General features: G+C 53.6%; 16 protein-coding genes. 2 read left to right on the top strand and 14 right to left on the bottom strand.

Annotation, left to right across the window (positions count from 1 at the left end):
* Nucleotides 1-60 precede the first annotated feature (60 nt).
* Complete coding sequence (mutS, locus tag PSCS_RS09260) at nucleotides 61-2,817, top strand: DNA mismatch repair protein MutS (RefSeq protein ID WP_068811825.1); 2,757 nt, start codon at nucleotides 61-63, stop codon at nucleotides 2,815-2,817.
* An 87-nt stretch (nucleotides 2,818-2,904) separates the two neighbouring features.
* Nucleotides 2,905-3,234, top strand: coding sequence for a ferredoxin FdxA (fdxA, locus tag PSCS_RS09255; RefSeq protein WP_068811824.1), 330 nt, complete (start codon nucleotides 2,905-2,907; stop codon nucleotides 3,232-3,234).
* A gap of 112 nt (nucleotides 3,235-3,346) precedes the next feature.
* Here fdxA and PSCS_RS09250 read toward each other — a convergent pair whose 3' ends face one another.
* The 14 genes from PSCS_RS09250 to dnaE form a co-directional block, all read right to left on the bottom strand.
* Nucleotides 3,347-4,198 carry a sigma-70 family RNA polymerase sigma factor gene (locus PSCS_RS09250; protein WP_068811823.1) on the bottom strand — a complete coding sequence of 284 codons (852 nt, stop codon included), beginning with the start codon at nucleotides 4,196-4,198 and terminating at the stop codon, nucleotides 3,347-3,349.
* Between the two features lie 296 nt (nucleotides 4,199-4,494).
* The gene (locus tag PSCS_RS15595) at nucleotides 4,495-5,649 is read right to left on the bottom strand and encodes a peptidoglycan DD-metalloendopeptidase family protein (RefSeq protein ID WP_082866359.1); all 1,155 of its coding nucleotides are present in this window, start codon (nucleotides 5,647-5,649) and stop codon (nucleotides 4,495-4,497) included.
* A gap of 74 nt (nucleotides 5,650-5,723) precedes the next feature.
* Nucleotides 5,724-6,650 (bottom strand): DUF368 domain-containing protein, encoded by a 927-nt coding sequence (locus tag PSCS_RS09240; RefSeq protein ID WP_082866360.1) that lies wholly within the window; start codon nucleotides 6,648-6,650, stop codon nucleotides 5,724-5,726.
* A complete protein-coding gene (locus tag PSCS_RS09235; RefSeq protein WP_106387099.1) occupies nucleotides 6,647-7,306 on the bottom strand; it encodes a protein-L-isoaspartate(D-aspartate) O-methyltransferase in 660 nt (219 codons plus the stop codon). Before PSCS_RS09235 ends, PSCS_RS09240 begins: the two co-directional genes overlap by 4 nt.
* Nucleotides 7,307-7,385: 79 nt before the next feature.
* The gene (gene truD / locus PSCS_RS09230) at nucleotides 7,386-8,486 is read right to left on the bottom strand and encodes a tRNA pseudouridine(13) synthase TruD (RefSeq protein WP_229694650.1); all 1,101 of its coding nucleotides are present in this window, start codon (nucleotides 8,484-8,486) and stop codon (nucleotides 7,386-7,388) included.
* The gene (gene ispF / locus PSCS_RS09225) at nucleotides 8,470-8,955 is read right to left on the bottom strand and encodes a 2-C-methyl-D-erythritol 2,4-cyclodiphosphate synthase (protein ID WP_068811884.1); all 486 of its coding nucleotides are present in this window, start codon (nucleotides 8,953-8,955) and stop codon (nucleotides 8,470-8,472) included. The genes truD and ispF overlap by 17 nt, the downstream gene beginning before the upstream one ends.
* A 104-nt stretch (nucleotides 8,956-9,059) precedes the next feature.
* A complete protein-coding gene (gene ispD / locus PSCS_RS09220; RefSeq protein ID WP_068811821.1) occupies nucleotides 9,060-9,776 on the bottom strand; it encodes a 2-C-methyl-D-erythritol 4-phosphate cytidylyltransferase in 717 nt (238 codons plus the stop codon).
* 3 nt (nucleotides 9,777-9,779) lie between these two features.
* Nucleotides 9,780-10,049 carry a cell division protein FtsB gene (ftsB, locus tag PSCS_RS09215; RefSeq protein ID WP_068811820.1) on the bottom strand — a complete coding sequence of 90 codons (270 nt, stop codon included), beginning with the start codon at nucleotides 10,047-10,049 and terminating at the stop codon, nucleotides 9,780-9,782.
* A gap of 99 nt (nucleotides 10,050-10,148) precedes the next feature.
* The gene (eno, locus tag PSCS_RS09210; RefSeq protein WP_068811819.1) at nucleotides 10,149-11,444 is read right to left on the bottom strand and encodes a phosphopyruvate hydratase; all 1,296 of its coding nucleotides are present in this window, start codon (nucleotides 11,442-11,444) and stop codon (nucleotides 10,149-10,151) included.
* 56 nt (nucleotides 11,445-11,500) lie between these two features.
* The gene (kdsA, locus tag PSCS_RS09205) at nucleotides 11,501-12,349 is read right to left on the bottom strand and encodes a 3-deoxy-8-phosphooctulonate synthase (protein ID WP_397387277.1); all 849 of its coding nucleotides are present in this window, start codon (nucleotides 12,347-12,349) and stop codon (nucleotides 11,501-11,503) included.
* A gap of 25 nt (nucleotides 12,350-12,374) precedes the next feature.
* Nucleotides 12,375-14,003, bottom strand: coding sequence for a CTP synthase (locus PSCS_RS09200; RefSeq protein ID WP_068811818.1), 1,629 nt, complete (start codon nucleotides 14,001-14,003; stop codon nucleotides 12,375-12,377).
* Between the two features lie 257 nt (nucleotides 14,004-14,260).
* Nucleotides 14,261-15,739, bottom strand: coding sequence for a tRNA lysidine(34) synthetase TilS (gene tilS, locus PSCS_RS09195; protein ID WP_158662859.1), 1,479 nt, complete (start codon nucleotides 15,737-15,739; stop codon nucleotides 14,261-14,263).
* Nucleotides 15,740-15,828: 89 nt separating this feature from the next.
* A complete protein-coding gene (locus PSCS_RS09190) occupies nucleotides 15,829-16,782 on the bottom strand; it encodes an acetyl-CoA carboxylase carboxyltransferase subunit alpha (protein ID WP_068811816.1) in 954 nt (317 codons plus the stop codon).
* A gap of 84 nt (nucleotides 16,783-16,866) precedes the next feature.
* Complete coding sequence (gene dnaE / locus PSCS_RS09185; RefSeq protein WP_068811815.1) at nucleotides 16,867-20,574, bottom strand: DNA polymerase III subunit alpha; 3,708 nt, start codon at nucleotides 20,572-20,574, stop codon at nucleotides 16,867-16,869.
* Nucleotides 20,575-20,591: the final 17 nt, after the last annotated feature.

The raw sequence follows: 20,591 nt of genomic DNA, 5'->3' as shown, positions 1-20,591 counted from the left end.
GCGTACAATGCCTTCCCGTATTAACGCGGCTTACAGGATCAGAACAAGCGACTGTTTTCAATGAGTAAAACTGATAATTCAACCCACACCCCCATGATGCAGCAGTTCCTGCGCATTAAAGCCGAGCACCCGGAACACTTGCTGTTCTACCGAATGGGTGACTTTTATGAGCTGTTTTTTGAGGATGCTTCACAAACTGCCGAGATGCTGGATATCACGCTGACCGCGCGCGGTCAGTCCAACGGCAAGCCAATCCCCATGTGTGGTGTGCCCTATCACTCCGCCGAACGCTATCTGGCCCGGCTGGTAGAGCTGGGCCGTTCGGTGGCAATTTGTGAACAGATCGGCGACCCGGCAACCAGTAAAGGCCCTGTTGAGCGCAAAGTGGTTCGTATTGTCACGCCCGGCACAGTCAGCGATGAAGCATTGCTGCGTGAACGTCGAGACTGCATCCTGATGGCCGTCACCGGTATCCAGGACAACCGCCGCAATGGCAATGGCAATGGCAATAGCAATGGAAGTGGAAGTGGAAGTGGAAATGGCAGCGGCGAAACGGATAAATACGGCCTGGCGTGGATGGATATCAGCGGCGGCCGCTTCCTGGTTAGCGAGGCCACATCCGAAGAGGCGCTGCGCGCAGAACTGGAAAGAATCCGTCCCGCTGAGCTGCTGATCAATGACAGCCTGGCCCTGTCAGCAGAGGTTGAACGGCTGCCTGGGTTACGGCGCCGTCCGGTCTGGGAATTTGACCTCGACACCTGCTACCGCCAACTGACCAGCCATTTTGGCACCCGGGACCTGCGCAGTTTCGATTGTGAAGACCAGTCGATGGCCATTCAGGCCGCAGGCTGCCTGCTCAGTTATGCCAAGGATACCCAGCGCTCAGACCTGCCACATATTCAGAGTCTGGCAGTTGAACAGTCCGCCGAAGCCCTGGTGCTCGATGCCGCCACCCGCCGCAACCTGGAAATTGACAGAAACCTGGGCGGCGACAGCCAGAATACACTGATGTCTGTGGTTGATACCTGCCGAACATCGATGGGCAGCCGCATGCTCAGTCGCTGGTTGCACCGCCCCCTGAGGCATCGCGCGGTGCTTGAAGCCAGACAGCAGACAGTCGCCACCCTGCTCCAGGATTTCCACTTTGAAACCCTGCAACCGCTGCTGAAACAGATCGGTGATACTGAACGAATTCTATCCCGTATTGCGTTGCGCACCGCCAGACCACGCGACCTGGCACGACTCAGAGACTCACTGGCCGTACTGCCCGAATTACAAATGGCGCTGGACCTCATCATTGATAAGCAGCAGTCACTGGGCGATACAACTCACCTGGCCACGTTACAGCAGACGATTGCTGACTTTCCGGTTTTAAGCGATTTGCTGCACAAAGCTGTTCTGGAAAACCCACCTGTGGTTATTCGTGAAGGCGGTGTCATTGCCGATGGCTACGACGAGGAGCTCGACGAATTACGTCAGCTCAGCAGCAATGCCGGGCAATTCCTAGTGGATATGGAGATGCGCGAACGTGAGCGCACCGGCTTAAGTACCCTGAAACTGGGCTATAACCGGGTTCACGGCTACTACATTGAAGTCAGTAAGGCGCAGTCCGGTGATATGCCGGCCGACTATCAGCGCCGTCAGACCCTCAAAAATGCCGAGCGGTTCATCACCCCGGAGCTGAAAACCTTTGAGGACAAGGTACTCAGTGCCAATGCCAAGGCGCTGGCCCGGGAAAAGGCCCTGTACGAAGCCTTACTGGACACCATTGCCGAAGACTTGATCGCCCTGCAGAAAAGCTCGGCAGGCCTGTCAGAGCTTGACGTGCTGACCTGCTTTGCCGATCGCGCTCTGAACCTGGACTGGGCACGTCCGACTCTGACGGACGAAACCGGCATCAGCATCACCCAGGGGCGACACCCGGTGGTTGAGCAGGTGCTGGAACAGCAGTTTGTGGCTAATGACACCGTCCTGAGCCGTGATAAATCCATGCTCATTATCACCGGCCCGAACATGGGTGGTAAATCCACCTATATGCGCCAGACCGCCCTGATCACGCTGCTGGCATTCTGTGGCAGCTATGTGCCAGCCAGTGCAGCCAGCATTGGTCCGGTTGATCGAATTTTTACCCGCATCGGATCTTCAGATGATCTGGCCGGTGGCCGCTCCACCTTTATGGTGGAAATGACCGAAACCGCCAACATCCTACATAACGCCACGGCTAACAGCCTGGTGCTGATGGACGAAATCGGCCGCGGCACCAGCACCTTTGACGGCCTGTCATTAGCCTGGGCCAGTGCCCAATATATTGCCAGCCAGCTGAGTTCACTGACCCTGTTTGCCACTCACTACTTTGAACTGACGGTGCTGCCGGAGCAGTTTGACAACATTGCCAATGTCCACCTGGATGCCACCGAGCATCAGCAAGGCATCGTGTTTCTACACTCGGTCAAATCAGGCCCGGCCAACCAGAGCTACGGCCTTCAGGTTGCGCAACTGGCCGGTATTCCGCAGCAGGTTATCGAACAGGCCAGACACAAACTGGCGGAACTCGAACAGGTCGCGGTATCTACTGTCAACGAGGCATCGCCATTACAGCCTGCTCTGACAGGATCGACAGAAACACACGTGACAGAAACGCGAGCAGGCAGTAAAAAGAACATGAGTGGTGCTGGTCAATCGCCAGTCCCCAGTCAGAACGACCTCTTTGCTGCGAGCACACATCCCTTGTTATCGGCACTGCAGGAAACGGATCCAGACGAGTTGACCCCCAGACAGGCACATGAACTGCTCTATCAGTGGAAAAAACTGCTCTGATTCATGGCTAAACGGCCCCTGGAGTTGGCCTGACAGCCCAAGGTCAATTATAATGCCGCATCATTTGCACGAGATTGGAATAGCAACATGACATTTGTAGTCGGTGATAACTGCATTAACTGTAAACACACAGACTGTGTTGAAGTCTGTCCGGTAGATTGTTTTTACGAAGGCCCGAATTTCCTGGTCATTCATCCTGATGAATGTATCGATTGCGCGCTGTGCGAGCCAGAATGTCCGGTTGACGCCATTTTTGCCGAGGACGAGCTGCCTGATGATCAGAAGCAGTTCCTGGAGTTAAATGCGGAACTGGCAGAATCCTGGCCCAATATCACGCAAATGAAATCGCCCCTGGAAGACGCTGAAAAGTGGAATGGCGTGCCTAACAAGATTGAGCACCTGGTAAAAGAAAGCTGATCGAACAGATTGGCTGAATTGACAGAGTCCCAGTATAACCGGGACTCTGTTCTCCCTCTCAGTTAGCGCAATCCTTACTCTCCCAAGAGACTAAAACGAGGCTACAGATAGCCTAAAGACACACTGAGGCATCACAGCCATCAGCGCTGGCTCGCGCCTCCAGTCGTTTCACGGCTGTAATTTGCAGTTGCCGTACCCGTTCGCGTGTCATACCCACTTTGGCGCCAATATTTTCCAGCGTGTCACCTTCCGTGCCATCAAGGCCGAAACGCTGGGATAGTACTCTTTGTTGAACATCACTCAGCTCTCCCAGCCATCGCTCCAACACAACTTCACAATGCTCGGTATGACAGTTCAGCATGGGATCCTGTCCGCTGCCATCAACTGCACCCTCCGGGAATACCACTGCATCAGGCTCTGGCACCGTTTCCACCGGATCAGAGCTGGCTTCATGACAATCCAGCAAAGCCGTCAGTTCCGGCAATGATATCGACATTGCTTCCGCTAATTCGCTTCGTCTGGGCGGCCTCCCCAATTTTGATGCCAGGCTTCTTTCTGCCCGCAGACACTGGCTGACTTCCTTGATGATATGAATCGGAAGGCGGACATCGCGGGCATGGTTCATAATACATCGCTCCACCGACTGACGAATCCACCAGGTTGCATACGTCGAGAAACGATACCCGCGGGTTGGATCAAATTTATCCACTGCCCGAATCAAACCGATGTTGCCCTCTTCCACCAAATCAAGGAAGCAGACACCACGTCCCCGATAACGCCTGGCAACGCCAACTACCAGTCGTAAGTTGTGATTGATCATGCGTTTACGGCTTTGCTCATCCCCATGCATCACCTTGTTCGCCAGAGTGAACTCCTGTTCAGCCGATAAAATCGTTATCGTTGAAAGTTCACGAATATAATGCGACTCAACATCCGTTGTTGAAGAATTGGTGCTCAATGACATCCTGGTCTCCTGATCTTTTATTTATTGTCCTCATTTTTGCTTTACCCAAAATGAGTAAAGTCCGGATTGCTTCCCAGGTTTTTTATTGTTTGTGACAGAAACTTAACATAAACGAACGATCGCTCTATCACCTGAATGGGTAAGGTAAGACTGACATATTGCGAACTGTGCTCCAGTTCACAATATCTCGGTCCAGGAAAAGCGGATAACCAGGAAAATAACAAAGAAAATATAGTCAGGTGCCACCCAAAACTGCAAGCATCACGCGGCGCCTACCGATACAGGCAGGTATATTACTAACGGTTGGGCAAATACCGCACAGGATTGACAGGCTTGCCATCCAGCCGGACTTCGAAATGCAAAAGGTCTCGCCCGTCCGGGCCATTCCCCACTTCAGCAATTTTATCGCCACCGCGAACAAAATCACCTTCTGACACCAGCAAACGGCTGTTATGCATGTAGGCACTGAGATGTCTGTCACTGTGGCGCAGAATCACCAGATTCCCGGCACCCTGTATACCCGTACCCGCATAAACCACATCACCTTCGGCAGAGGCATAAACAGAGTCGCCTTGCGTACCCGCTATATCAATACCGCGTGCAGTACCGCTGGTATTGAACATACTCAGCAGGCGTCCGTCGGAGGGCCATTGCCAGGTGACACCTTCAACGTCACGTTCATTAACACTGCCTATACGACGTCCGTCAATGGCTGCCTGGGGTCGCTGTCCTGCTGAAATTTCTTCACCAGCCGGAGAGACCGGGATGTCCGCAACAGATTCAAGACTCTCATTGGACAACGTAGCATTTTCAATTTGCAGCACCTGTCCCGGATAAATGGTATAGGGCTCTGCAAGGCCATTGACCAGGGCCAGGCTACGGACATCCATGTTGTGCCGCCAGGCAATGGAGTACAGCGTATCGCCCCGTGCAACACGGTGCTGGGTACTTGCCGTGGATGGAGCTGCGGTTGTGGATGGAGCTGCGGTGGTGGCAGCACTGCTTGGCTGAACTGCGGCCTGCTGCACCGGTGCCTGAGCATCAGCACTGTCATCCTCCAGACTCGCCGGCGATGGAGCATTGCGCGTGGTATTTCTGGAAATACCGCCTCCCAGGTTTACCGCCCTGACAACGGTGGAGCTGGCCCCTACCGGGCTGTTGACCTGATTGCTGCCGTCAGCACTAGCGACCGCCACCGCAGTTGCCGATGACGTATTTGAAGCAGACTGAGAGCCGGAACGAGAACCGGATTGAGAGCTTTCAATGGCAGCACGCTGACGTCGCAATGTTGCATCCACAGACTCCCCGTTATTAACGATAACCGGGGCTTGCCGCTGCAAGGTATCGCTTCGGTCATCAATAGGGGCTTCATATTGGCTGGCACAGGCAGACAACAATACAGCCATAACAAAACCAATGGCGCGCGACGCTGTGCTCATTAATTTATACATCGTTGATTACCTGTTTCATTGAATGCCTTCGTTGCTCAACTGTTACTGTCACTGGCGACTCCCAGAGAGCGTGTCTAAACGGGTTTTGCCGGCACACGATCACTGAGACGGGCAAAAGCCACTATCACCAATGCACCGAGCGCTGCCGTTATGAGCGCCGGCAGCCATTGCGAAGCCATACCGGTCGCTGCTTCATATTGCCAGGGCAGCAGCCACTGTCCCTGCACTGACGAATGGGCGGTCGCACTCATTCCCCGCCAGGGCCAGAGAACGATCAGCGACGCTGCCAGCATGCCAGTCAGAACAGCGTAACTCTGCTCACGATAATGCCGAAATGTCCACGACAGCAGGTGGGCAAACGACAGCAGTCCAGTGGCGCAACCCGCGATAAAGACCACAATTACCAGCATATCCAGGTTACGTAACGACGACAGCACGTATTCGTACATACCCAGCATCAACAGAATAAAGGCTCCCGAGATACCCGGCAAGATCATGGCACAGATTGCCAGCATGGCACTGAAGAACACGTAGACCAATGATGTACTGCCTGCTGCCGGATTCAGGACGGCAGTACTGGCTGTTAACGCAAACCCCAGTATCAGCAATGCGATACGCGAGCCGGTAAGCCGCCCGACTTCGGGCAACAACATGAAACAGGAAGCCAGCACCAGCCCCATAAAGAACGTCATTAACGGTATCGGGTAATGATCCAGCAGATAAAGCACGGCATTGGCCATGACGGCCAGGCTGGTGGCAATGCCAAACAACAGGGTCAATAGAAAAGCGCCATTGATATGCTGCCAAAAGGCCTGAAACCCGGATTGCTGCCAGACCCGCAAAGCCATGGGGTTACAGCGTTTCAGAGAGTTGATCAGGGTTTCATAAATACCGCTGATCGCGGCAATCGTCCCGCCCGAGACTCCGGGAACGGAATCGGCAATACCCATCGCCATGCCTTTCAGAAATACGGTAATGCGTGCTTTGCTCAAGAATGTCACGTGTGTTGCACCTGGCCGATATACAGAGGCACAAAGTGCACGGTCTCCAGGGTCTGGGTGTTGAAATGATCGCCCTGACGCTCAATCAGCTGTAACTGTTGGGTGCCACGCTCACCGCCAACCGGTATGACCAGCCGGCCACCATCTGCCAGTTGCTGAAGTAACTCAGCGGGCACATGCTGAGGGGCCGCTGCCGCAATAATCGCATCAAACGGTCCCTGCTCGGGCCAGCCCAGACTGCCATCGTCATGCTTGCTGCGGATGTTACGAAAATTCAACAGAGACAGATTTTTTCTCGCTTTGGCCAGCAATGGCTGGATACGTTCCACGGTACAGACTCGCTCAGCCAACTGGGCGATCACGGCTGTCTGATAGCCACAGCCGGTACCGACTTCCAGTACACGCGCCAGTGGACCGTCTTCAGGGCGCCTGCGTCCCAGCGCCGCTTCCGTCATGCGAGCTACCACATAAGGCTGCGAGATGGTCTGACCATAGCCGATCGGCAAGGCAGTATCTTCATAGGCACGATGGGCCAGCGCCTCATCCAGGAAGATATGACGGGGTGTGGTACGCATGACATCCAGCACCGCCCAGTTGCTGATGCCTTTCTCCATTAGCGATGTAATCATACGCTCGCGTGTTCGCTGAGACGTCATGCCGATACCGGCCAGGTTTGGAATATTCACGTCGTTCTGATTCTTATCAATTCTACTTGTGTGTCTGACCCGAAATGGATCAGTCTGTTTGTGATATGGCTTGCAGCAATTCCCTGACGACGACTGTGGCGAAAGCACCGACCGGCAGTTCAAAACTCAAGGACAAATCCTCTTGCAGGCGATAGTGTAATGCCTGCACAGGTAAACGCAAACTGCGTCTTTGCTGTCCCAGACCCTGCCGGGCATTTTCCAGGTAATCACTGAGCAAAGACCAGCGCCGGGCAATGTGCTGCTCCAGTACCGCGGCATCAGCCGTGGTTGCCGGTATGCCCTGCCCCCATAAAGGTCCCGTAGGGTGAATATCCATCATTGCGACCCTGTCCTGTAACAATGCCTTATCTGTTTCCTGCTCATCAGCAAAAACACTGCCGGTTCCGTCAAGGTTCATGACATCTCCTGGCAACCAGTGATTCCAGGTGTTATTACGAACGCGTTCGGCCAGGACAAGGTTAAACAAGGCAGAGCGAATGGCAGACATCTGCATGCTGCGCTGCTGGCGTTTCATTCGACGCTGGGCATTGCCATCTGTTGGTAACAAGGCACGGCGTAAATTGTCATGGCCAAAGCGCTGCTCACCAAAATAATTGGGGACGCCACTGGCCGCAATCGTTGCCAGCCGTGACTCCAGGTCAGTCAATGCAGTTGACAAATCACTGGCTGGGTCTCGCAACTGTAGCGAACGCAGGGTCAACGAGAAACGATTGCCTGCGTGCGCCCCGCGCCGGAGCTTGCGGTGATTACGCGTGCACTCCAGGACCTTGATCGCATCATTGCCGATACGCGCCAATCCTTGTGGATCATTGCCAGGACTATGCAGACTCAACCACTGGGTCGTCACTGCATACTTATCTTTTAATCCGGCGAAGCTGATCTGGCGAACCGGAATACCAGTCACTTCTGAAATATGTTGCACCAGTGCCGGTGTGGTCAGCCCGCGCTTCTGAACGTGCAGAAAAATATGTTCGCCCTGCCCTGATGGCAAAAACCCCAGGTTCTCATCAACACGGAAATCTTCGGGGCAATGACGCATTTCGGCTTTGAGGGCTGGCTCACCCAGCGCAAAAGGCAGCGTATCCAGGGCAGACTGCAGAGCGTCCAGTTGATCAGTCAGCTCGGGCAAGCAGCACCACCGCGTATGTTTCAATGCCTTCCTGGCGACCAACGAAACCCATTTTCTCAGTGGTAGACGCCTTGACGTTGACCCTGGAACTATCAATCTTGAGCAATGACGCCAGGCGTGTCTGCATCGCCGCGATATGGGGTGCCATTTTCGGTGCCTGGGCCAAAATGGTCATATCGGCATTTACCACTTGCCAGTCGCCCTCTTCCGCCAGTGCCATCACCGTATTCAATAATGCCGCACTATCGGCATTTTTAAACTCGGCCGCGGTATCCGGAAAATGACGACCTATATCACCCAGCGCCAGGGCACCCAGAATAGCATCACAGAGAGCATGAATCAGTGCATCACCATCAGAATGCGCCAACAGTCCGCGATCATGCGGTATTGTGACACCACCCAGTATTAATGCCCGCTGGTCTTCTGGCGCTGCAAAACGGTGCGCATCATAGCCATGTCCAATGCGGATATCGGGTATGGCTGTGGTCGATTGTTTGGTCATAGTATCCACTTGCTCATGGCTGTTTTTTGCTCATGGCTGTTTCTCTGCTCATGGCTGTTTTTTGCTCATGGCTACTGGCTCTTTAATATGGCTTCAGCCATGGCGATATCACCTTGCCAGGTAATTTTAATATTGTCCGGCTGACAGGGAATCAACTTTATTTTTGCTCCCACAGCTTCCATGGCGCTGGCTTCATCAGTTACCGAGATTTCATGCTCATTAGCCTTAAGCAGCGCCTGCCGAAGCGCATGATAACGGAACGTCTGCGGCGTAGCTGCGGCCCACACCTGTTGGCGATCAACTGTTTCCATAATACAGTCTTCGGAATCGCTGCGCTTTAATGTCGCAGCCACCGGAGCAGCGAGCAAGCCGCCATCCACATCAGGCGTCTCTGACAGTACCGCCATCATCCGGGCTATGTCGTCACCCCGTACACAGGGACGAGCAGCATCATGAACCAGCACCCAGTCCTGATCACCGGCCACATCCCGCAAGGCATCAAGGGCGTTAAGAACCGAATCGCTTCTTTCTGCGCCACCCGGAGCGGTCGTAATGGCTTTGCCAGGATAATCTGATGCCAATTGTCTAAGCAGTGCCCTGCCTTGTTCATCACCCGGGGAAAGCGCAACAGTCAGGGTGGATAACGCAGGTAAGGCCGCGAGCAATCGCTTCAGGGTATGCGACAGTACCGACTCACCTGATAATGTCAGATACTGCTTGGGCACCGCACTTTGCATGCGACGGCCAGAACCAGCTGCCGGTACCACAACATGAATCTTCGTCATCATCTATTATTCGATGACCATATAGAAAGTTTCACCGTCACGAATCATGCCCAGATCGGACCGGGCTCGCTCTTCTACTGCTTCCAGGCCATTTTTCAAATCCAGAATCTCACTTTCCAGCATCTGGTTACGCTGTTGCAAGGATTCGTTCTCGGCTTTCTGAGCCGCCAGTTCCTGCTCCAGTTGAGTCAGTTCCTGAACGCCACCATCACCTACCCAAAGCCGCCATTGCAGCAAAATCAACATCAATACCAAGATGCCCATCATTGCTTTCATTGCCGATCTCCTGATGCGGAAAGTGATCGTGTCTGAATCAAAATGATCCTTAAGCAAACAGGGCAATGACAGGAACGTCACTGCCCTGCATGTTCAGTATCACCTTACGTGACTGAACTCCGCAATGCCACGATAAACCGCTTTGCTGCCCAGTTCTTCTTCAATACGCAGCAACCGGTTGTACTTGGCTACGCGGTCCGAACGGCACAGTGAACCGGTTTTAATCTGACCCGCGCCAGTCGCCACGGCCAGGTCAGCGATTGTGGTGTCTTCTGTTTCACCGGAACGGTGTGAGATGACGGCAGTAAAGCCAGCTTCACGCGCCATACGAATCGCTGCCAACGTCTCAGTCAGGCTGCCAATCTGGTTGAATTTGATCAGAATCGAGTTACCGATGCCCTGCTTAATACCACGCGACAAAATGGCAGTATTGGTGACAAACAAATCATCACCGACCAGTTGCACGCGGTCACCGATTTTGCGGGTCAGCAACGCCCAGCCGTCCCAGTCGCTTTCATCCATGCCATCTTCAATGGACAGGATCTTGTAATCATCGGCCAGTTTCGCCAGGTAGTCAGTAAAGCCAGCCGCATCATAAACCGCGTTCTCGCCTTTCAGGTTGTACTTGCCATCCTGGTAGAACTCAGAAGATGCACAGTCCAGCGCCAGACGCACGTCACTGCCCATTTTCAGGCCTGCACCATCCACTGCTTTAAGGATGGCATCAAGTGCAGCCGCATTGGACGGCAGGTTAGGCGCAAAACCACCTTCATCACCGACAGCCGTGTTCAGGCCCTGGGCTTTCAATACTGACTTCAGGCTGTGGAAAATTTCCGCGCCATAACGCAGTGCTTCGGCAAACGTTGGCGCGCCGACTGGCTGAACCATGAATTCCTGGATATCAACGTTGTTGTCAGCGTGCTCACCACCGTTGATGATATTCATCATCGGGACCGGCAGTGACATGGCAGACTCGGAATTATTCAACCTGGCAATCCAGGCATACAAAGGCATGTCATTGGCCTTGGCTGCGGCTTTAGCAGCTGCCAGGGACACGGCCAAAATGGCATTGGCACCCAGCTTGGATTTGTTGTCTGTGCCATCCAGATCCAGCATACGCTGATCCAGTGCTTTCTGGTCTTCGGCTGACTCGCCCAGCAAGGCATCACGGATCGGGCCATTCACATTGGCAACGGCTTTCAGTACACCTTTGCCCAGATAACGCTTGGGGTCCTTGTCACGCAGTTCCAGCGCTTCGCGCGAACCGGTGGATGCGCCCGAAGGAGCGCAAGCCGATCCGACAATGCCATTCTCCAGAATGACATCGGCTTCGACCGTCGGGTTACCACGTGAATCAAGCACTTCGCGTGCCCGGATATCCTTGATTGCTGCCATATTGAGTTTCCTGTCTGTAAATGTAATTGGCTAAGAATGTAATAGATTAATGGATGTTACTGGGTATCCAGCGGAGCAAAACTTTTGCACAGGTCGTCGACTGCTTTTACCTGTTGCAAAAACGGCTTCAGCCGATCCAGTCGCAAGGCACAGGGACCGTCGCAACGCGCCTGATCCGGATCCGGGTGTGCTTCCAGAAACAAGGCCGACAAACCCTGGCTCATGCCGGCCATGGCCAGTTGGGCAACATCGGCGCGACGACCACCGGCACTTTCTGCCAGTCCACCCGGCTGTTGCAGTGCATGCGTGACATCAAACATCACCGGATAGCGAAACTTTTTCATTACCGAGAAGCCCAGCATATCGACCACCAGATTGTTGTAACCAAAGCTGCTGCCGCGCTCACACAACATCAGTTTGTTATTACCAGCCTCTTCGAACTTGCGCAAAATATGCTGCATTTCATGCGGTGCCAGAAACTGGGCTTTCTTGATATTAATATAGGCATCGGTGCGTGCCATGGCCATAACCAGGTCTGTCTGTCGCGACAAAAATGCGGGCAACTGGATAATATCTGCCACTTCCGCCACCGGTGCACACTGAAACGGCTCATGCACATCAGTCAGTACCGGCACATCAAAACGGCTTTTGATGTCCTGCAGAATTTTCAGACCATTCTCCAGGCCGGGTCCCCGATAAGAATTAATCGATGAACGATTGGCTTTATCAAAGGAAGCCTTGAACACATAAGGAATATTCAGTTCGGCACACACCTTGACATAAGCCTCAGCAACTTCCAGGGCAAGCGCATGCGACTCAAGCACGTTCATACCACCAATCAATACAAATGGCAGGTCATTGCCAAAGGTGATGTCCGGTCTGAGCTGTAGGTGTATTGGATCAATCAAAATCCAGCGTCTCCTTTAAGCGTTACTGTGCAGCCTGATGTGATTTCGCTGCCTGGACAAAACCGGTAAACAGCGGATGACCGTCACGCGGCGTTGAGGTAAATTCCGGGTGGAACTGGCAGGCTACAAACCATGGGTGATCTGGCGCCTCTACCATCTCGACCAGTTCGCCATCCATCGACCGGCCGGTAATACGCAAACCGGCGGCTTCCAGGGCTGGCAGGTAATTGTTATTCACCTCATAACGGTGACGGTGTCTTTCCACAATCACATCCTTGCCATAACAAGCACGGGCCACGGAACCTTCTGCCAGTCGGCACTCCTGGCCGCCCAGGCGCATGGTGCCACCCAGATCCGAGTTTTCGTCACGGGTTTCAACAGCTCCCTCTGCCGTTGTCCACTCGCTGATCAGGGCCACAACCGGATCACTGCAGTCAGGCTTGAACTCAGTGCTGTGCGCATCAGGCAGATTCGCCATGTTGCGGGCATACTCAATAACAGCAACCTGCATACCCAGACAAATCCCCAGATAAGGAATCTTGTTTTCACGCGCATATTGAACTGTCAGGATTTTCCCTTCGACACCACGTTGGCCAAAGCCACCTGGCACCAGAATGGCATGCACGCCTTCAAGTATCTCCGTACCATGAATTTTCACGTCACTGGAATCGATGTATTTGATATTGACCTTGGTACGCGTCTGAACACCGGCATGACTGACCGCTTCGATCAGTGACTTGTAGGCATCCAGCAATTCCATGTACTTGCCAACAATGGCAATAGTCACTTCTTCTTCCGGGTTCAGTTTGGCATCAACCACCCGATCCCACTCATGCAGGTCAGCTGCCGGGCAATCCAGACCAAATTTATTGACGACAATCTCATCCAGGCCAGCAGTACGCAGCAATGAAGGTACGCGGTAAATGGTATTGGTGTCCGCAAGGGATACAACCGCAGGCAGGTCAACGTTGGTAAACAATGCAATCTTGCGACGGGCTGATTCCGCAATTTCCTGTTCAGAACGGCAAATCAGAATGTCCGGTTGAATACCGATGGAACGCAGTTCTTTAACAGAGTGCTGCGTCGGCTTGGTTTTAGTCTCACCGGCTGTCGCAATATAAGGCACCAGGGTCAGGTGCATAAACAGCGCCTGGGAAGACCCCATCTCCACCCGCATTTGACGTACCGCTTCCAGGAAAGGCTGGGATTCGATATCACCAACGGTGCCGCCGATCTCGACCAGTGCCACGTCAGCACCACTGGCACCATCGATGACGCGACGTTTGATTTCATCGGTTACATGCGGAATCACCTGTATGGTGGCGCCAAGATAGTCACCACGACGTTCGCGACGAATCACTTCTTCGTAGACACGACCGGTGGTGAAGTTGTTGCGCGTAGACATGGTGGTACGCACAAAGCGTTCGTAGTGCCCCAGGTCGAGGTCAGTTTCCGCACCATCTTCCGTGACAAATACTTCACCGTGCTGGAACGGACTCATGGTACCCGGATCCACATTGATGTAGGGGTCCAGTTTTAGCAGAGTGACGTTGAGTCCGCGCGCTTCAAGAATAGCGCCAAGAGATGCTGAAGTGATGCCTTTGCCGAGTGAAGAAACCACTCCGCCGGTAATGAAAATATATCGCGTCATTAACGCCCCATCCTTAATGATTGTACGGGAAGCCCCGGCTACGCAGTAAAACCACGATAATCACCCTGTCAAGACATACAGCGCACAATAACTCGCGTAAAACACAAATCAGTGCGGACAAAATGTACGGTTAACAAGGAAAATCGGCTTCGTTCAGATGGGAGAATATCTTAGCATTTAATATGTAACGACGGAAGTTCAGACTGCTCCCGATAGACAATTTTAAACAGCCAGACAATTTTGAATGGCCCGCTGGCTCACTCTTCCGGCATCTCCCAGCGTGGCAGCCAGCCTGGCTCGAAAGCCGGAGCCTGGAACCCGTCACAAACACCGATTCCCGCTATCCATGCCAGCTCACCGCCGATATATAGCAAGGGCGAGCGCTCACGCAACCACGGCGGCACACCAGCTTCCTGCCAGAGCTGTTTCAGGGATTTGCCGGGTCGTCCAGGCAAACGTGCTTTGATGCCATCCTGGCGATAGCTTACCTGAACCACACCCCCTGCAACGGGCCAGCGCATACCGCTCTGGGCGACAGGCTCAAGCAGCAAACGGCCATTGCCAGGCAGCACCAGAGGCTGGGGTGGCTGTGGCTGAGGTGGCTGGGAAGACCGTGAAGGCTCAGAAGCGGGCGCAAGTGCCCACTCATACCCTCCTTCTGGCAAAGCGGATAATGCAGGCAGCTTATAAGTGACCAATAATTCATCGCGGTAACGCCTGATGACTCTGTTCTGCCAGTTAAGCTGTGGCTGGCGGTCTTCAGCCGCAACCAGCAATGATGTCAACTGCTCCAGCACGGTCTGGCCTGCCCACTGATCACAATGTAACCATAGCCACTGCCGCAGCATGACATCACGTTCGGCCTGACTGTGTTGCAGCAATCCCTGAACGCTAAGATGGCCGGGCTGCTTCCCCTGACAATCGGCAAGCCACTGATTGGCCAGCGACTGCAGCAGTTGCTCAGTGTCGCGACAGATGTCGGCGCTACGCTCTACTGAAGACAGCCAGCCTGGCCAACGCCTGGCAATGTCAGGAATCACCCGATGCCGCAAATAATTACGACTGAAAGCGATATCCTGGTTGCTACTGTCTTCTATCCAGCGCATTTGTCCGGATCCAGCCCGGGTTTCAGTCCAGGATGTAGCCCCGAAACTGGCCCTGGAGGCGGCATAAGCTCGCAGATCCTCAGGCAATTCTCCCAGTAATGGCCGCCACAGAGGATAAGAAGGACTGCCCGGCACAGTAGCAGCCTGCTGCATACCACTGAGGCCACGCGGGCCTGCGCCGCGTAACAAGCGAAATAATACGGTCTCTCCCTGATCCTGGGCATGGTGAGCGGTCAGCAAGACTTCATGCGCCTGCATATTCTCCGCAATAACCTGGTAACGGGCCTGGCGGGCCATGGCTTCCAGCCCTTCCCCAGACGAAGAAGACAGCTTGTTGCGCAGATGCAGTGAAAACGACTGGCAAGACATGGATCGCTGCTCGCAGGCATTTAGGCAGTGGCGCTGCCAGTGATCAGCATCCTCGTGAAGGCCATGATTGACGTGAATGACGCGCCAGGACAATTGCGGGTAAAAGGAGGGAAATTCAGACTGCAGACGACTGCAAAGGTCCAGCAGCACCATGGAGTCCATGCCGCCACTCAAGGCAATGACTACGCCTCGCACATTCGGCATGGCTTGCAGCAACCCAGCCAGGGTTTCCTGCAACCGATCCAGCAACTGATCTGGCACCTGGTCGCTCATCGCATAAGGCGTAAATAGAGATAAAATCGGGTGCCAAAAAGCGTTCTAAGGCAGATAGCGTTTCGACACCCGGTTTATTAGCTGGAAATACCGTAACTCATCAGACGCTTGTAACGTCGACGAATCAGATCATCAACATCCATGGTCTGCAATCGCTCAACCTGGTCAATCAGTGACTCTTTAATGCTTTCAGACATTTTTTTCACGTCACGATGCGCTCCACCGAGCGGCTCAGGAATCGTGGTATCAACAATACCCAGCTCTTCCAGTCGACCGGATGTCACCCCCATCGCTTCTGCCGCATCGGCAGCATGTTCAGCCGACTTCCACAAAATCGTGGCACAGCCTTCCGGTGTGATCACCGTATAGGTTGAGTACTGCAACATGTTCAGATGATCAGCAATACCAATGGCAATCGCGCCACCCGAGTTTGCTTCACCGGTCACCGTCGCAATCAGCGGTGTCTGAACACGTGACATCATCGCCATGTTTTCAGCAATCGCTTCATTAATGCCGCGCTCTTCCGAATCAATACCCGGATAGGCGCCGGGCGTATCGATAAAGCTCAGCACCGGCAGTTTGAAGCGTTCAGCCATTTCGATCAGACGACGAGCCTTGCGATAGCCCTCAGGGCGCGGCATACCAAAGTTATGGCGAACCTTTTCCTTGGTACCACGACCTTTCTGGTGACCGATGACCATGACCGGCTTGTCGTCCAGACGGGCAATACCACCAATCAGCGCCTGATCATCTGCAAACAGTCGATCCCCGTGCAGTTGATCAAAGTCCGTGAAAATATGCTGAATGTAATCCAGCGTATACGGACGTAACGGGTGACGCGCCACCTGGGAAATTTGCCAGGGGCTGAGGTTGCTGTAAATCTTCTCAGTCAGCTTGGTGCTCTTTTCCTGGAGCTTTTGAATTTCTTCACCAATATTGAGTTCATTGTCGTCACTGACCAGACGCAATTCGTTGATCTTCACTTCAAGATCGGCAATTGGTTGCTCAAAATCGAGATAATTGGGATTCATAATGTTTTGTACTCGACTCCCCGTACATAATTATTGCGGGCAATGATAGCAAATAAGATGGGTTAGCGGTATGCAATCATGACACTAACGATAAGTAATCGTGACACTGCCGTTGCCACAAAGTTGCGACAGGCTATGAATCAGATCCTGATCAGGCAGCACTTGCCAGCCCTCCCCTAACCTGAGCCAGCCGCTGATATCCGGGCGCTGATAATAAACCCGCACCGGGCAAGGCTGCGGTACGTCAGGCACCAGAGACTCTTTACTGTCCTTGCTCTGCCCATTTCCCGCATTGCTGCCGTTTTTGCCATGGTTGCCGCTTTGTGGACTGCCATGACCATTTTGACCATAACCCTGAGGCGCTGCGGTTACCACGGCGCCGATCTGTTCCTGCCCAGGCATGCCAACGGATGTCTCAGCAGGCAACTCAATCTCACAAACATACGGTTTGAGGCAATCAGCCAGTTGTTCCGGAAACAACGGCGTCAATTGTTCAGCCCGAACACAAAGGTCAAGCGACTTGGCAAAACGCTGCCTGGCCTGGGTCAGACTCAGCACTTCTCTGGCTCGGCCACGTAAACCGCCACTAAAGTCATCGGTAGCGACCTGACATTCAATCACCAGAATGGCATCTTTTTGCAGCAGGTCACGAAACTGTTCATATTCACGGGCAAACAGTGAGACTTCCAGGCGGCCACTGCGGTCATCCAGCGTCAGAAAGGCAATCATGTCACCGCGTTTGTTGCGCATGGTGCGGACCCCAACCAGCAGACCGGCAATTAACTGATAACTGCGGTCAGCCCGCAAGTCTGCCAAACGATCCCGGGTCAGTTGCTTTAATTCCGGCAAAAATTCATCAATCGGGTGACCGCTGAGGTACAGCCCCAGGGTCTCTTTTTCTTCCCGTAGACGCTGTTGCTGCGACCAGGGTCTGGCGGCAACCAGACCATCATCACTGTCGCTATCATCGCCGGTATCCACCGGGGCAATATCACCGAAAAGATCCAGCACGCCCGCTTCTTCATTTCGCGAACTTTGTTCAGCAGCCTGCACTGTCTCGGCAATCGAGGCCATCAACCGGGCACGAATGCTGTCAGTGTCACCGGGATGCAGCAGGTCAAGCGCACCGGCACGGACCAGCGCTTCCAGCGCACGCTTGTTTACCGTTTTCAGATCAACACGCTGACAGAAATCCAGTAAAGAAGTGAACGGCCCGCCTGCTTCGCGAGCTGAAATAATGGCGTTGATCGGCCCTTCACCCAGACCTTTGATCGCGCCCAGGCCATAGACAATCTCACCCTGATCGTTGACGGTAAAATTGTATCTCCCGACATTGACATCCGGCACCACCAGTGGCAATCCCATGCTGCGGCACTCTTCAATCAGTGTCACGATCTTGTCGGTGTTCTGCATATCCGCAGACAGTACCGCCGCCATAAAATAGGCCGGATAATGAAACTTCAACCAGGCGGTCTGATAGGACACCAGCGCATAGGCAGCCGAGTGAGATTTGTTAAAGCCGTAACCGGCAAATTTTTCCATCAAGTCAAAGATGGAACTGGCCAGCGCGGGATCAATGCCATTCTTCGCGGCGCCTTCCTGGAAGATGACGCGCTGCTTGTCCATCTCTTCCTGTTTCTTTTTACCCATGGCGCGACGCAACATGTCCGCACCACCCAGGCTGTAGTTCGCCAGCACCTGTGCAATCTGCATCACCTGTTCCTGGTAGAGAATGACGCCGTAGGTGTTACTGAGCACCGGCTCCAGGTCTGGGTGCGGGTAGGCCACATCAGCGCGACCATGTTTTCGGTTAATGAAGTCATCCACCATGCCTGACTGCAACGGACCCGGTCTGAACAGTGCCACCAGTGCCACAATATCTTCAAAGCAACTGGGCAACAGCCGGCGCATCAGTTCTTTCATACCACGGGATTCCAGCTGGAAAACGGCTGTTGTCTCGGCATTCTGCAACAGGTCATAAACTTGCGAGTCATCCAGCGGAATGGCGGCAATATCCAATGGATTATCTTTGTGTTTTGCTTCCTGGGCGTTGATCATTTTCAGCGCCCAGTCAATGATAGTCAGTGTACGCAGACCTAAAAAGTCAAACTTGACCAGGCCCGCTGTTTCAACATCATTCTTATCAAACTGGGTGACCAGGCTCTCACCGTTTTCGTCACAATACAGCGGCGAGAAGTCGGTTAACACGGTAGGCGCAATGACCACCCCCCCCGCGTGCTTGCCGACATTTCGGGTGACACCTTCAAGCTTGAAGGCCATTTCCATGATTTCCTGGGCATCTTCGTCGCTATCAACGAATTCCTTGAGCTGCGGCTCCTGCTCCATGGCCTTGCTCAGTGTCATACCCACTTCAAACGGAATCAGCTTGGACAGCTTGTCTGCCAGGCCATAGGATTTTCCCTGTACCCGCGCCACATCACGCACCACCGCCTTCGCCGCCATGGTACCAAAGGTGATAATCTGGGAGACCGCCTCCTTTCCATAGAGTTCAGCCACGTGCTGAATAACCCGGTCACGGCCTTCCATGCAGAAATCGACATCGAAGTCAGGCATCGATACCCGCTCCGGATTCAGGAACCGCTCGAACAGCAGGTCATATTTAAGCGGGTCCAGGTCAGTAATTTTCAGTGCATAGGCAACAATGGAACCGGCGCCGGAACCACGACCGGGGCCCACCGGGATGTCATTATTCTTGGCCCACTGAATAAATTCCATCACGATCAGGAAGTAACCCGGGAACCCCATCTGAATGATGACATCCAGTTCAAACTGCAAGCGATCATAATAAGGTTGGCTGAACTCGGCCAGCGCCGCCTTGTCAGCGGGATCACCGCCGTTTTCCCGGAATATAAAATCCAGACGCAGGTCCAGACCTTCCCGACTGATCTGGGAAAAGTACTCATCCATGGTCATACCATCTGGTATGGGATAGTTGGGCAGGAAAGGTTTGCCCAGTTCCAGGTCAAGGTTGCAGCGTTTAGCTATTTCGACCGAGTTCGCCAGCGCTTCCGGCAAATCAGCAAACAGCTCCTGCATTTCTTCCGGGGAACGAAGGTATTGCTGCTCGGTATAATTTTTCGACCGGCGCGGATCATCCAGCGTGCGGCGATCATGAATACAGACACGGACTTCGTGAGCTTCAAAGTCTTCTGCTTTCAGAAAGCGGACCGCGTTAGTCGCAACCAGCGGACAGCCCGTCTCTGATGCCAGCCTGGCTGCGGCAGCCACATGCACTTCGTCACCGACACGGCCACAGCGATGCACTTCCAGATAAAAGCTGTCAGGAAATAGCGACTGCCATTTTTTCAGTGTTCTCTTGGCCGCTGCCAGATCACCATCAACCAGATGACGCCCGACCTCGCCTTGGGCACCACCTGACAGCACAATCAGCCCTTCGGCATATTGCTTGACCCAGGACCAGCGCAATACTGGCAGACCATGCCCTTCTTTTTCGGTATAGGATAATGAAATCAGTCGGGTGAGATTTTTATAACCGGTCAGATCACGAACCAGAAACAGCGTCACAAAGGGGCGATCCGCATTCTCCGGGTTCTCGACCCGCACTTCACAACCGCAAATTGGCTTGATACCACTGCCCATGGCCGCGGTATAGAATTTGATCATGGCAAAGAGGTTGTCCTGGTCGGTCATGGCAACCGCCGGCATGTTCATCGCGGCGACACTGCCTACCAGCGGCTTAACCCTGACCAGGCCGTCCACGATAGAGAATTCCGTGTGTACATTTAAGTGAACAAATGGCGCCACAGTCATTGCGATCAATGATCCTT

The sequence above is a fragment of the Pseudohongiella nitratireducens genome, assembly GCF_001642735.1.
Lineage (GTDB): Bacteria > Pseudomonadota > Gammaproteobacteria > Pseudomonadales > Pseudohongiellaceae > Pseudohongiella > Pseudohongiella nitratireducens.
Note: the sequence above shows the minus strand (reverse complement) of the source record. Positions and strands in the feature narration are given on the sequence as shown.